The sequence below is a fragment of the Streptococcus sp. k-163 genome, assembly GCF_013277555.1.
GTDB lineage: Bacteria > Bacillota > Bacilli > Lactobacillales > Streptococcaceae > Streptococcus.
On sequence record NZ_VMND01000017.1, the window covers coordinates 1 to 13,958 of the forward strand.

The 13,958-nt window shown below is 40.5% G+C and carries 16 protein-coding genes; 2 read left to right on the plus strand and 14 right to left on the minus strand.

The features are described from left to right. Window positions 1–92: 92 nt before the first annotated feature. From trxB to HT731_RS07025, 7 genes are all read right to left on the minus strand, one after another. Window positions 93–1,004 carry a thioredoxin-disulfide reductase gene (gene trxB / locus HT731_RS06995; protein WP_173278272.1) on the minus strand — a complete coding sequence of 304 codons (912 nt, stop codon included), beginning with the start codon at window positions 1,002–1,004 and terminating at the stop codon, window positions 93–95. 65 nt (window positions 1,005–1,069) lie between these two features. Then, complete coding sequence (locus HT731_RS07000; protein WP_000926599.1) at window positions 1,070–1,294, minus strand: DUF4059 family protein; 225 nt, start codon at window positions 1,292–1,294, stop codon at window positions 1,070–1,072. Between the two features lie 77 nt (window positions 1,295–1,371). After that, window positions 1,372–2,115 carry an amino acid ABC transporter ATP-binding protein gene (locus HT731_RS07005; protein ID WP_000590965.1) on the minus strand — a complete coding sequence of 248 codons (744 nt, stop codon included), beginning with the start codon at window positions 2,113–2,115 and terminating at the stop codon, window positions 1,372–1,374. Then, complete coding sequence (locus tag HT731_RS07010; protein ID WP_173278273.1) at window positions 2,115–2,915, minus strand: amino acid ABC transporter permease; 801 nt, start codon at window positions 2,913–2,915, stop codon at window positions 2,115–2,117. Before HT731_RS07010 ends, HT731_RS07005 begins: the two co-directional genes overlap by 1 nt. A 157-nt stretch (window positions 2,916–3,072) precedes the next feature. After that, window positions 3,073–3,429 carry an arsenate reductase family protein gene (locus HT731_RS07015; RefSeq protein WP_000889093.1) on the minus strand — a complete coding sequence of 119 codons (357 nt, stop codon included), beginning with the start codon at window positions 3,427–3,429 and terminating at the stop codon, window positions 3,073–3,075. A gap of 5 nt (window positions 3,430–3,434) precedes the next feature. Next, window positions 3,435–3,953 carry a methylated-DNA--[protein]-cysteine S-methyltransferase gene (locus tag HT731_RS07020; RefSeq protein ID WP_173278275.1) on the minus strand — a complete coding sequence of 173 codons (519 nt, stop codon included), beginning with the start codon at window positions 3,951–3,953 and terminating at the stop codon, window positions 3,435–3,437. Continuing rightward, window positions 3,953–4,447, minus strand: coding sequence for a GNAT family N-acetyltransferase (locus HT731_RS07025; RefSeq protein ID WP_173278277.1), 495 nt, complete (start codon window positions 4,445–4,447; stop codon window positions 3,953–3,955). The genes HT731_RS07020 and HT731_RS07025 overlap by 1 nt, the downstream gene beginning before the upstream one ends. A gap of 134 nt (window positions 4,448–4,581) precedes the next feature. Here HT731_RS07025 and HT731_RS07030 point away from each other — a divergent pair, with 134 nt between their 5' ends. Together HT731_RS07030 and HT731_RS07035 are read left to right on the plus strand one after the other, a co-directional pair. Then, window positions 4,582–5,025: a DUF1836 domain-containing protein gene (locus tag HT731_RS07030; protein WP_173278279.1), complete on the plus strand. Its 444-nt coding sequence runs from the start codon at window positions 4,582–4,584 to the stop codon at window positions 5,023–5,025. Continuing rightward, complete coding sequence (locus tag HT731_RS07035; protein ID WP_049511340.1) at window positions 5,025–5,672, plus strand: hemolysin III family protein; 648 nt, start codon at window positions 5,025–5,027, stop codon at window positions 5,670–5,672. The genes HT731_RS07030 and HT731_RS07035 overlap by 1 nt, the downstream gene beginning before the upstream one ends. A 423-nt stretch (window positions 5,673–6,095) precedes the next feature. On the opposite strand, the gene HT731_RS07040 is transcribed toward HT731_RS07035, so the two are convergent. The 7 genes from HT731_RS07040 to HT731_RS07070 form a co-directional block, all read right to left on the minus strand. Further along, window positions 6,096–7,022 (minus strand): aldo/keto reductase, encoded by a 927-nt coding sequence (locus tag HT731_RS07040; RefSeq protein ID WP_173278281.1) that lies wholly within the window; start codon window positions 7,020–7,022, stop codon window positions 6,096–6,098. Between the two features lie 74 nt (window positions 7,023–7,096). After that, window positions 7,097–7,912, minus strand: coding sequence for a hypothetical protein (locus tag HT731_RS07045; RefSeq protein WP_173278283.1), 816 nt, complete (start codon window positions 7,910–7,912; stop codon window positions 7,097–7,099). Window positions 7,913–7,915: 3 nt separating this feature from the next. Then, window positions 7,916–8,236 carry a PadR family transcriptional regulator gene (locus tag HT731_RS07050; protein ID WP_000665422.1) on the minus strand — a complete coding sequence of 107 codons (321 nt, stop codon included), beginning with the start codon at window positions 8,234–8,236 and terminating at the stop codon, window positions 7,916–7,918. A 284-nt stretch (window positions 8,237–8,520) separates the two neighbouring features. Beyond that, a complete protein-coding gene (metG, locus tag HT731_RS07055) occupies window positions 8,521–10,518 on the minus strand; it encodes a methionine--tRNA ligase (RefSeq protein ID WP_173278285.1) in 1,998 nt (665 codons plus the stop codon). Window positions 10,519–10,641: 123 nt separating this feature from the next. Next, window positions 10,642–11,901 carry an ABC transporter permease gene (locus tag HT731_RS07060; RefSeq protein WP_001180404.1) on the minus strand — a complete coding sequence of 420 codons (1,260 nt, stop codon included), beginning with the start codon at window positions 11,899–11,901 and terminating at the stop codon, window positions 10,642–10,644. A gap of 1 nt (window position 11,902) precedes the next feature. Further along, on the minus strand, window positions 11,903–12,604 hold the full coding sequence (locus tag HT731_RS07065; RefSeq protein ID WP_000811474.1) for an ABC transporter ATP-binding protein: 702 nt from the start codon (window positions 12,602–12,604) through the stop codon (window positions 11,903–11,905). Further along, window positions 12,588–13,787, minus strand: a complete 1,200-nt coding sequence (locus HT731_RS07070; protein WP_025171703.1) for an efflux RND transporter periplasmic adaptor subunit — start codon at window positions 13,785–13,787, stop codon at window positions 12,588–12,590. Before HT731_RS07070 ends, HT731_RS07065 begins: the two co-directional genes overlap by 17 nt. Between the last annotated feature and the right edge of the window lie 171 nt (window positions 13,788–13,958).

The following is a 13,958-nucleotide window of genomic DNA, read 5'->3' on the forward strand; positions in this document are numbered from 1 at the left end:
ATTTCATAATAAAAACACCCAAAAGTTAGATTTTTTCTGTCTAACTTTTGGGGTGCAGTTCATTGTAAATCTGATACTATGCGTTTTTATGATTAACTATATTCTGTGATAAACTTGTAAGCTTCTTGACCAGCGATAGCTCCATCTCCAACTGCTGTTGTTACTTGACGAAGCTCTTTCAAGCGAACATCTCCAACTGCAAAAATACCGTCAACTGCAGTTTTCATGTGATTATCTGTCACAATCCAGCCTGCCTGATCTTGGATATTCAATTCTTTAACAAAATCGCTAAGAGGGTCCAATCCAACATAGATAAAGACGCCACCGAAGGTTTGTTCTGTCACTTGACCTGTTTTCACATTTTCAAATACGACAGATTCTACTCTGTTTTCACCCTTGATTTCCTTGACTACAGAATCCCAGATAAAGCTGATTTTCTCATTCGCAAAGGCGCGGTCTTGTAAAACCTTTTGAGCACGAAGTTGGTCACGACGGTGAACAATGGTAACAGTCTTGGCAAAGCGAGTCAAGAAGATAGCTTCTTCGACAGCTGAATCTCCACCACCAACTACCAACAAATCTTGGTCACGGAAGAAAGCACCATCACATACGGCACAGTAGGAAACACCACGACTGTTCAGTTCTTCTTCTCCAGGCACTCCCAAAGGACGGTGTTTTGAACCAGTCGCTACGATAACGGTACGAGTTTCATATGTTTGGTCATCAGTAATCACTTTCTTAAAATCACCATGGTCTTCTACATTTTCAACATAACCATAAATGTGCTCAACACCAAGATTTTCAAGTGGTTCAAACATCTTTTCAGCCAATTCAGGCCCACTAATATTAGCATATCCTGGGTAATTTTCGATATCAGAGGTATTATTCATCTGACCACCTGGCAGACCGCCTTCAATCAAGGCTACTTTCAGATTGCTGCGAGCAGCATACAAGGCTGCAGTCATCCCTGCAGGTCCAGCACCGATAATAATAGTATCGTACATATAGATTCCTTCTTTCTTGTTGTAACTATCTTTATTCTAACTCTTTCTTGTCAATCAAGCAAGGATTATGCCTTGAAAACAAGAATTAAGCTCATAACCGCAAAGGATAATACTGGAACAACCAAAACTCCAATCATAATCATATCATAGAGATGGGCTTGACGAGCCTTGGCTGTCTTATCAACTCCCGACATGGCTCTTAGTCCAATCCAAATCCCTAAAAAAATCAGGACGAGGATGGTGGTCAAGATCAAACTCTCGAAATATAAAGAAAATAGTTGCAGTAGCATGATTTCTCTCATTTCTATCTTTTTTAAAGAGTAAACTCAGCTAGTCCAGCTAACTGAGTTTTTCTCTATCTATTATATCAAATATAAGTCCGTTTGTAACTAGCGAAGAATTCTTTTGTCCGCTCTTCTTTCGGATGGTGGATAATCTCATCCGGTGTTCCAGATTCGATAATTTTCCCCTTATCTAGGAAGAGAATCTTATCAGCTACTTGGGCTACAAAGGACATGTCATGACTGACCAAAATCATGGTTTGACCTGACTTAGCAGCATCTGCAATAGACTTTTCTACTTCACCGACCAATTCTGGGTCAAGGGCTGAAGTTGGTTCGTCTAAGAGCAAAACATCTGGTTTCATAGCAAGCGCACGCGCTAGGGCAACACGTTGCTTTTGTCCACCTGATAAATGGCGAGGGTAATGGTTTTCACGGTCAGAAAGCCCAACCTTAGCCAACTCTTCCTTGGCAATCTTAGTCGCTTCTTGGTCAGATAATTTCTTGACAACAACCAAGCCTTCTTTCACATTATCAAGCGCTGTGCGGCGTTCAAACAAATTAAACTGTTGGAAAACCATAGACAGCTTACGACGTAGGGCAAGGATTTCTTCTTGAGTGATTTTAGAAAAATCAACTGAAAAATCATCAATCTGAATAGAGCCACTGTCAGGTGTTTCAAGATAATTGAGACTGCGAAGGAAGGTTGATTTTCCAGCTCCTGAAGAACCAATCAAGGCTACGACTTCCCCTTTTTGAATATCCAAGTCCAGATGATCCAAGACAGTCTGTCCTGAAAAGGATTTGCTTAAATTCGAAATCTTAATCATTAACGAAGGTCTCCTTTCACATCTGTTTGCACTGTATCGGGTGCAGAAATAGCCATTTTTCTCTCGATGAAACGACCGAAGCTTTCAATTCCGATATTGACTACCCAATAAACAAGGGCTACAGAGATGAATCGCTCAAAGTAACGATAATCGGCACCACCCAAAATCTGAGCTTGGGCAAAGACTTCCACAACACCCGCACTGAAGGCTAGGGAAGTTCCCTTGGTCAAGCCGATGAGGGAGTTAATTAATGTTGGAGTAGCTACCACCGCTGCATTTGGAATAATCACTCGTCGATAAACTTGCGCTCGGGTCATACCCAGACTGCGTGCCGCCTCAATCTCACCAGGATTAACTGAGAGAATGGCTGCACGAATGGTTTCACTAGCATAAGATGCTTCATTAAAGGCAAAGGCTACAATCGCAAAAACAGCAGCTGGAATCGCATTGATATTGAAACCAGTACCCCATTGCTGATTGAGGGCTTTCAAAGCCAAAGGGATTCCGTAGTAGGTCAACATGAGTTGCACCAAAATCGGTGTCCCTTTTAAGAAACTAACAAAGAAAGCCTGCAAGGGATATAAAATCTTGACACGATTGATTTTCACAATGGCAAAAAGAAGCGCCAAAACCAAGCCAAAAAGGGCACCACCAATTGTCAACATAATCGTTGTTGGAAGTTGTTGGACAATTCTCGGGATTCCATCAAAGACCGAACGCAGGCTAAAAAGCTTGCCATCTGGAATCAATTGCATCAAGTTTTGGTACCAATCTGATGCTAAAATCGTTGTAACATTCATAAAAACATCCTCTCCTGATAATGATTCATTCTACCATACTTCTGCCGTCAATGAAATTATTTGCTACGGTCAGATACAGACTTTGTCTACCTACTAGTTTATCATACTTTGAAACAGGGAGGTTATATATTTTATCTATCAAAGAGATAAGTAAAAACTATTTCAGTCCCAATTCTTCATAAGATTTTCGATAACCAATTTGCTTAACAGTTCCATTTTCTACTAAAATCGGCCGTTTTAACAACATACCGTCGCTTGCTAGCAACTCAGCCGCTTCTTGATTTGACAGACTTCCTACCTTATCTTTTAGCCCCAATTCACGGTATTTGATCCCACTAGTGTTGAAAAATTGCTTCAACTCGAAACCTGAAGTCTCTAACCAGTTTAAAATGACTTCTTGGCTGGGTGTTTCTTCGACGATATGAACGGCTTTATAGTCCACACCGAGTTGGTTTAATTCTTGCTTTGCTTTTTTACAAGTTGAACATTTTGGGTATTCGATAAATTCTAACATGTCTTTCACTTTCTATTGTTTATATCTTTAAAATCTACGCCTTCATGATCCAAGAGCCAAGCTTTCTTTTCCACTCCTGCAGCATAACCTGTCAAACGCTTTCCTGCTCCTAGCACACGATGACAAGGTACTAGAATAGACCACGGATTGCGTCCTACCGCTCCACCAATTGCTTGAGCAGAAGCAACTTGCAGGTCTTGGGCTATTTGCCCATAGGTCACTGTCTGACCATAAGGAATTCCCTGTAAATAGGACCAAACTCTCTTTTCAAAATCCGTTCCTATTGGAGCCAAGGGCAAGTTGGATAAATCCTGAGGCTTGCCTTTAAAGTAAGCATCTAAGCAAGCAATAACTGGATCTAAAATGGGATGACTAACAACTTCTTCTATCGTTTCATCTCCTATCCCCCTCTCAAAATGCTTCTGCTCCTGTACCCAAATTCCATACAAATAATGATCATCAGCTACGAGAGAAAGGGAGCCAATCGGCGAAGAATAGAACATTTTTATGTACTTCTTTTGCATTATTTCTTCAATTTTTGATAGGCCAAGCGTTCGCCATCAACTGGAACCTTACCAACCTGTTTAAAACCCAGTTTTTCAAATATATGCTGCATGGCCTTGTTTGCAACATGCGTATCTGAGCGAAAATCTAGATAATCAAAACCTTCAATCAAGCCCTCTAAAAAGGTTTGAGCCCCCCCCTGTCCCTGCACATCTGCTGCCACAGCAATACGGTGAAAGACTAGGTACTCTGACTCTCCAGCTTGCCATTTCCCTTCATAAATGGCTTCATAGGCTGCCTCTGGACTCTTGGTCACAGCAGCATAGGCTAGCAGTTCTCCCTCTTCCAAGGCCACATAGGCTTGACCTGAGATAATATCCTCAATAATAATATCAGCATCTGGATAACCATTTTGCCACTGGTCACTACCAGCAGCTGCTAAACATTTCTTAGCATCCTCCATCACCTGCATAATGGCATCTACTTCATTTGGAAAAGCTAAACGAATCTCCATCTTTTCTCCTCTTTTCTGACTAGTTTCTCCCATCATAGCATAATTCAAGCCTTTTCACAAGCAGTTAAAACTTGACTTTTTGTTTTTGTTATTTTATAATCTAGTTATTAAAACTAGATAAAGAGGAGTCGGAAATGAAAACCACCTTTTCCTACCCAAAATGGGCAGAAATTCCAAACATTGACCTCTATCTGGACCAGGTTTTGCTCTATGTCAATCAGGTCTGCGCCCCTATTTCTCCTGATAAAGACAAGGGCCTAACAGCATCTATGGTCAATAATTATGTCAAACATGGTTACCTGACAAAGCCTGACAAGAAAAAATACCAACGCCAACAGATTGCCCGTTTGATTGCTATCACAACCCTCAAGTCTGTATTTTCTATTCAAGAAATAGCCCAGACACTTAATACTCTACAAACTCAAGCAAGTTCAGACCAACTCTACGATGCTTTTGTAAACTACATGAACCAAGGAATTGACCCAGCTAACCCCATTATCCAAACCAGCTGCCAAACCGTTAAACTCTATCATCAAACTCTATCCTTAACCCATCGTACTCAAGAGGAGGAAATCTAATGAATACAAGCCTAAAGCTCAGCAAACAACTCAGTTTTGGAGAGGAGATTGCTAATAGCGTGACCCATGCCGTAGGTGCAGTCATAATGCTCATCTTACTCCCCATTTCATCAACCTATAGTTATGAGACACACGGATTTTTATCATCTATCGGCGTTTCCATTTTCGTTATCAGTCTGTTTCTCATGTTTTTATCATCCACCATTTACCACTCTATGGCCTATGGTTCAACCCACAAATATGTCTTGAGAATCATTGATCATTCTATGATTTATGTTGCCATTGCAGGCTCATACACGCCCGTCGTCTTGACCTTAATGAATAACTGGTTTGGCTATCTGATTATTGCCATTCAATGGGGAACGACCATCTTTGGTATTCTCTATAAAATCTTTGCTAAAAAGGTCAATGAGAAATTTAGCCTTGCTCTTTACCTGATTATGGGCTGGTTGGTTCTGGCTATCATTCCTGCCATTATCAGTCAAACGACACCCATTTTCTGGAGTCTCATGGTCACTGGCGGACTCTCTTATACAGTTGGAGCTGGATTTTACGCCAAGAAAAAACCTTATTTCCACATGATTTGGCATCTCTTTATCCTAGCAGCATCTGCCCTCCAGTACATTGCCATTGTTTATTATATGTAAAAATAGGTTAGGAGAAAAAATCCTAACCTATTTTTATTCTCTATGATGTTTTATACCCAATCAAAAATGTACTCTAGTCCATTTTATAGTACCTACTAGCGTGCCGTCAATTATGGGATACTGCTTCCCTGATAGTATGTAAACCAGAATAGTTATACTCTTCGAAAATCTCTTCAAACCACGTCAGCGTCGCCTTCCCGTATATATGTGACTGACTTCGTCAGTCTTATCTACAACCTCAAAACAGTGTTTTGAGCAGCTTGCGGCTAGCTTCCTAGTTTGCTTTTTGATTTTCATTGAGTATTAAAGCATAATCACCCGTTAATGAACCGTACCTAACGAATCAAGACAGACGAATAATCACAGTCAAAAAAACGTTTTGCAACGTTTTTTTGACTGTGATTTCTTTAAATGCATTTTTTCCTAAGGTAAATCATTCCCTGAAGCGATGTAAATTTCATACCATTCTTTTCGAGTCAGATTGACTTTACTTGCTTGGCTTGCCTCTATTAAATGCTTAGGATTGGTTGTTCCTACCACTGCCTGCATTTTCGCTGGGTAGCGTAACACCCAAGCGATAGCAATAGCTGATGGGCTCACACTGTATTTTAATGCTAATCGATTTAGGACTTGGTTTAGTTGTTGGAACTTCTCATTGCCGACAAAATTCCCTTTGAAATATCCGAACTGCAAGACTGACCAGGCCTGAATAACCACATCGTGTAATTTGCAATATTCAAAAATGCTGCCATCTCGCATAGCTGCTTGACTATCTTCCATATTAACATGAAAACCTGATTCGAATCCTGGAGTAAAAGCCGCACTCAATTGTAGCTGATTAACAGCTAACGGCTGCTTGACATCTTTTTTAAGAAACTCCATCATCATAGGATTTTGATTAGAAACTCCAAAATCTCGAACCTTACCTTGTTTATAAAGAAGATCAAAGGCTTCTGCTACTTGGTCAGATTCCATCAAAGCATCTGGTCGATGAAGGAGCAAGCTATCTAAATAATCAACCTGCAATCTTTCTAAAATCCCATCAACTGATTGTAATATATACTCTTTTGAAAAATCAAAATAGGTAAATTCTTCAATGCGAATGCCACATTTGGACTGAATCCACATCTTTTCTCTTAAATCTGGACGATTTTTTAGGACAAGACCTAACAGTTCTTCACAACGACCACGACCATATATATCAGCCAAGTCAAAGGCATTGATTCCAACAGACAGTGCTGTTTCTACAAGCTCTTCAACTTCTTTGACAGACTTATCTTTTATTCTCATCATTCCGAGAACAATTTCTGATAATTCTTTGTCATCTTGACCAAGAGTTATATATCTCATCAAATTTTTCTCCTTTAATTTCTAACATTCTTCATTTAATTATAACAAAAAACCGCTTTATAACGGCTTTTTGACTATATTTCACTCCATTTTATCTTCTTAAACCCACGGAACAAGACAAAGATTCCAACAAAGAAAACTGCTAAAGGAATAACTTTTGTAAGAAAAACATTTGAAATGCCCATCCACTCATAATAACGGAGCAGAGAACCCACCACAAGATGGGCAATAATCATACTGACAAAGGGACGAAAGACCGCTTCTTTCCAATTCCAAATACTGATGACTAGAGAAAGCGTAAAGATAAGGAAACTATCCCAGGGAGCAGGAAGATTTAAGACTCCTTCTTGTATGAAACTTCCCATTCCTACATATCCTAGAACGACTAGCAGAACAAGAATCCCAACGACAATATAGGTGCCAATTTTCATTTTAGGAGAATCTTGGACTAAACTCCATCGTAAGATTGTAGCCACAAGCCCAAATCCAATCAGAAAAAGAAGAAGTTGCCCTAAAAATGTGAGCAAATTAACTGTTAAGAGAGGGCCTTTCGAAAAATCACCGAGTAGTTGATAATAACGTAATACCACTAGGACAAGGGTTGGCGTCAACAGTGACTCCTTGATAGAACTGCGTGGTGCTTCCTTGAGTATCTCTTTCATTATTTTTTTAGGATTCTTACCTAGATACTCCTCTGCACTCATGCCATCTCGTTCTGCTTCTGAGAAATCTAACATCATCAAATAGATCTGCTCTCTGAGATAGTCTTCATCATAGAGAAATCCAGCAAGATTAAAACTCTCCCACAGTTCCTCAAAATACTGCTGATTCTCCTCAGAAAACTCATGCAGCAAAGCGCTTGTTTCTTCATAATACTTCATTTTCTTCATGGTTTAACCCCCATTCTTAATCCCTTCTACTTTTTGACTCAAATCGTCCCATTGTTGCCAAAAGACTGAGACACGCTCTTCTCCTTCTTTAGTTAACGAAAAATACTTCCGATCTGGACCATCTGGCGACGGGCGCATGTCGCCTCTTATCCATTGATTTTTTTCTAACTTTTGCAACAAAGGATAAATAGTTCCTGGAACAATAGTGTCAAATCCGGCCTCTCGCAAAGTCTGAACCAACTCATAACCATATCGCTCTTTTTGACCAATCATATCCAAGACACAACCTTCAAGAACACCTTTTAATAGTTGAGTTTCTTTCATCCCTTCTCCCTTCTAATCTATTTTGTAATACCTACTAGTAGCTTCATCTATAATATACCACTTTCACACTAGTTTGTAAAGCATAATAGTTAATACTCTTCGAAAATCTCTTCAAACCACGTCAGCGTCGCCTTAGGGTATATATGTGACTGACTTCGTCAGTCTTATCTACAACCTCAAAGCAGTGCTTTGAGCAATCTGTGGCTAGTTTCCTAGTTTGCTCTTTGATTTTCATTGAGTGTAAATAAAAAAACAGAACTAGCATGAACTAGTCCTGTCTATTTTTACCCAATCACACTTCCGTTTGGTACAGCTGGATCAACTGTGAGAAGGGTTAATTGTCCATCATGTTCAGCTGATAGGATCATACCTTGGCTGACATATTTCTTCATCATTTTACGAGGTTTGAGGTTAGCAACAATTTGGACTTTCTTGCCGACCAATCCTTGTTCATTTGGATAGTATTTTGCAATTCCTGAAAGAATTTGACGATCTTCTCCATCCCCAGCATCTAAGCGGAATTGAAGCAACTTATCTGAACCTTCTACTTTAGACACTTCTTTGACTTCTGCGACACGGATTTCGACCTTGTCAAAGTCTTCAAACTTGATTTCTTCCTTGTTTAGTTTGAGTTCAACTTCATCTGGGTTCCACTCTTTTTCGACGGCTGGTTTGTTGCCTTCCATTTGTTCCTTGATATAGGCGATTTCTTCTTCCATATCGAGGCGTGGAAAGATTGGTGTTCCTTTGGCAACAACAGTCACACCAGCAGGGAAATCTGCCAGGCTCAAGTTTTCAAGGCTAGAAACTTCTGCTAGACCAAGTTGAGTCAAGACTGCACGACTAGTTTCCATCATAAATGGTTCAATCAAGTGAGCTACGACACGAAGGCTAGCTGCCAAGTGACTCATGACACTTGCCAATTGGTCACGAAGAGCTTCATCCTTAGCCAAGACCCATGGAGCTGTCTCGTCGATGTATTTGTTAGTACGAGAGATAAGAGTCCAGACTGCTTCTAAAGCACGTGGGTAGTCAACTGCTTCCATGTGTGTATGGTAGTCAGCAATTGATTGTTCTGCTACTTGAGCAAGAGCATTGTCAAACTCTGTTACACCCTCTACATAGGCAGGGATTTGACCATCAAAATACTTGTTAATCATGGAAACAGTACGGTTGAGGAGGTTTCCTAGGTCATTAGCCAATTCATAGTTGATACGGCCTACATAGTCTTCAGGAGTGAAGGTTCCGTCTGATCCAACTGGAAGGCTACGCATGAGGTAGTAACGAAGTGGATCTAGTCCATAACGCTCTACCAACATTTCAGGGTAAACGACATTCCCTTTAGACTTAGACATCTTGCCGTCTTTCATGACAAACCAACCGTGGGCAATCAAACGATCTGGCAATTTGATATCCAACATCATAAGAAGGATTGGCCAGTAGATTGAGTGGAATCGAAGGATGTCTTTTCCAACCATGTGGAAGACAGTTCCATTCCAGAACTTGTCAAAGTTACCATGTTCATCTTGACCGTAGCCAAGAGCTGTCGCATAGTTAAGAAGGGCATCAATCCAAACGTAGACAACGTGTTTTGGATTTGATGGGACTGGTACTCCCCATGTAAAGGTTGTACGAGAAACTGCCAAATCCTCTAAACCTGGCTCGATAAAATTGCGAAGCATTTCATTCAGACGACCATCTGGAGTGATAAATTCAGGATGAGCTTTGAAAAATTCTACCAAACGATCTTGGTATTTGCTGAGACGAAGGAAGTATGATTCTTCAGAAACCCATTCCACCTCGTGACCTGATGGAGCGATTCCACCAGTCACATTTCCAGCTTCGTCACGGAAAACTTCCGCAAGCTGACTTTCTGTAAAGAATTCTTCATCTGAGACTGAATACCAGCCAGAGTATTCACCCAAATAGATGTCATCTTGAGCAAGCAAGCGCTCAAAGACCTGTGCGACAACTTTTTCATGGTAGTCATCCGTTGTACGGATGAATTTATCGTATGAGATATCTAGTAATTGCCAGAGTTCTTTGACTCCAACTGCCATCCCATCAACATAGGCTTGAGGTGTGATTCCAGCTTCTTCTGCTTTTTGCTGGATTTTTTGACCATGCTCATCAAGACCTGTCAAATAAAAGACATCGTAGCCCATGAGGCGTTTGTAACGAGCTAGGACATCACAAGCGATGGTTGTGTAGGCAGAACCAATATGAAGTTTACCAGATGGATAGTAAATCGGTGTTGTAATATAAAAATTCTTTTCAGACATAATTTTTCCTTTCCAGGCAAATGAAACCTGTTTTTCTAACACTTCATTATATCACATTTTTAAGGATTTTCGATAGAGAAATCCATACAAAAACAAGATAGACAAGTGTCCATCTTGTTGATCTTACTCATATCGAAGGGCTTCAATTGGATCAAGTTTAGATGCCTTGTTGGCTGGCAAGACTCCAAAAATCATACCAACGCTAGCCGAAACTGCAAGACTAAATAGGGCAACCGGGATTGACACTCCTACTTCTATACCCGCAATCAATCCTTGCAAGAGTATGCCCGCTATAGCGGTTAAGCCTGTCGCAATGGTTAAACCAATGACTCCGCCTAACAAGGTCAAAATCATGGATTCAATCAAAAATTGGATTAAAATATTAGCACGTGTCGCACCCAAAGCCTTACGGAGACCAATCTCACGAGTACGCTCTGTCACCGAAACCAGCATGATGTTCATAACACCAGTCCCTCCAACAAAGAGAGAAATTCCTGCGATGGCACTAATAACCGTCGTCATAAATCCAAAAAGTTGTTGTACTTCTTGGAAGGCTGCAGTCGCATCTGCCACCTGATACTCCCCTTGCTGAATACCAGCAATTTCGGTCAATTTTCTAGCTAATTCTGGTCCCACAGTTGGTGTCAAACTGGTATCATTAACACGGAAGACAATATCAGAAATCTCATCCATATTGAAATTATTTGCAAGAGAGATATTAGTCGTAATCGGAAGTCCACCAATACCAAAAGTCTTGGCAGTCTTGGCCTCATCGCTGGTATAAACACCAATGACACGATAGCTAAAGCCACCAACATCTATAACCTGGTTAACAGCTTCTTGAGCAGATCCAAACAGACTATTAGCAAGTTCTTGGTCTAGTAAAATGACACTGGCCACATCTTTATAATCCTGAGCTATGAGACTTCGGCCTGCAACAATTTCATTTTCAACCGCCTTCATGTAGGTAATATTCCCACCCGTCAAGCTAGCGCGCTCCACTTTTTTATCTTTATAGGATAGGGTGGTATTTGTTGAGTTGGTTACATAGTAACTGTCCACACCCTTAAGTTTTGCTGCCTCCTTGACCCAAGCTTCTTGCGGTTTTGGTGGTTCAACAGGAACATCCTCTTCTTTACCAGACACTGTCAAAGCTGATTGCTTTTGTGTAAAAGAACCATCTTTACTTTTGATAGGCGAGAAAAAGACATGGATATTCTTCTGTGACTTGGTCATGTTTTTATTAACTTGACGAGACATGGAATCACCTAGAGCCATAATTACAACAACTGATGAAACACCGATGATGATTCCAATCATTGTGAGAAAAGAGCGCATCTTATGTGCCATGATAGATGAAAAGGCAAATTTCAGATTCTGCATCTTAGTTTTCCTCCTTTTCTAACTGCGCACTGTCAGACGAAATAACTCCATCTCGAATGACGATCTGGCGTTTGGCATAAGCAGCGATTTCAGGCTCATGCGTTACCATGATAATGGTTTTTCCTTCTTTATTCAAGTCAACTAATAGTTGCATGATTTGGTTACCTGTTTTAGTATCCAAGGCTCCTGTCGGTTCGTCCGCTAATATGATAGAAGGATTATTTACCAAGGCACGCGCGATAGCTACACGTTGCTTTTGACCTCCAGATAATTCCGAAGGCAAATGGTGACTACGTTCTGTCAATTCAACCTTGTCTAAATACTCCTCAGCCAACTTACGACGTTTTGAAGACGAAACTCCTGCGTAAATCAAGGGCAATTCTACATTTTGCAGAGCATTGAGTTTAGATAGAAGAAAGAACTGCTGAAAGACAAATCCGATTTGTTGGTTACGAACCTTGGCTAGTTGTTTTTCACCAAGTCCAGCCACTTCTTGGCCTTCAAGATAATACTCTCCACTGGTTGGCGTATCCAACATGCCAATGGTATTCATTAGAGTAGACTTACCAGAACCCGATGGTCCCATTATGGCAACAAACTCACCCTCATTCACTTCTAGGTTGATATTTTTGAGAACCTGCAGCTCTTGGTCACCATTCCGGTAGCTTCTGCAGATATTTTTTAGACTAATTAGTTGCTTCATCAGCCTTCACCTCTTTTCCTTCCTCTAGAGAAGACGTTGGGTTACTGATGACCTTGACTCCATTTGTCAAACCTGAAGTGATTTCTTGGTTGTCTGCATCAGCATTTCCCAAACCAACTTCCACTTTCTTGGCCTTTTTCTGCTCGTCAAGTACCCAGACATAGTTCTTATCATTTTCAGTCACAACACTTGTTAAAGGAACTAGAATAGCTTTACTCTTATTCTTAACCTCAACACTTACTGAAAATCCTTGTTTCAAATCACCGATTTCACTTGTAACATCGATGGTATATGGATATTTAGAACCAGAGTTACCGCCTGCTGCTGCAGCTGCACTTGCTGCTTCGCCATTGTTTTTAGGGTAGTCAGAAATATAGCTAAGCTTACCAGTCCAGCTTTTATCTTGATAAACTTTAGAAGTAAAGGTTACTTCTTGACCTACAGATAAGTTGGCAAGGTTGTATTCAGATAGTTCACCCTTAACTTGCAAGTTTTCATTGCTAACGACATGAACTACCACCTGGCTAGCTCCAGTTGGAGATTTAGAAACATTACGGTTGACTTCGACCACAGTTCCTTCTAGAGTGCTGAGAACCGTCATTGCATCCAACTGACTTTGAGCCTTACTTAATTGTGCTGCTGCATCTGCACGAGCATCACGAGCATCACCTAGTTGTGCATCAATAGATGACACTGAATTTCCTGAGACTGGAGCTGGAGTTTGGGCTGCTGCACCTTCTCCTCCTGCTGGCGCTGGTAACTGGGGAGCTGAAGCGGCTTCATTTCGTGCTTGATTGAGTTCGTTGATATGACGGTCTGCCTTAGCGACTGCTCGGCTCGCTGAATCATAGGCCGCCTGGGCTTCTGAACTACTGTACTTGACTAAAGCCTGTCCTTCGCTGACCTTATCACCCACAGAAACAAGGATTTCATCTAAATCTCCCTTACTAGCATCAAAATAAACATATTGTTCATTTTTTGCCGTTACTGTCCCTGACAATAAAACAGAGGATGCCACGCTTCCTTCCTTGGCAACAACAAGATGAGTAGGTTCATCTTTTACAGCGGTTTGAGATGGTTGTCTAAAGAGTAAAATCCCTCCAGCACCCAATACAACTACACTTGCAGCACCGATTGCTGCATACAATTGCCACTTTTTAGCTTTACTATTCTTTTTCATAATGAAACTCCTTTTTGATTTAAAGTCCTTAACAATATTATACAAAAATTACCAAATATAAACAATAACCGTTTAGAACGAAATAATGACATTTCAGGATTCAATTATTGTTCGGAATTCATTTTACAATCATTGTACTAGTTATATAATACACTTTATTTTTCTTTTTTGCAA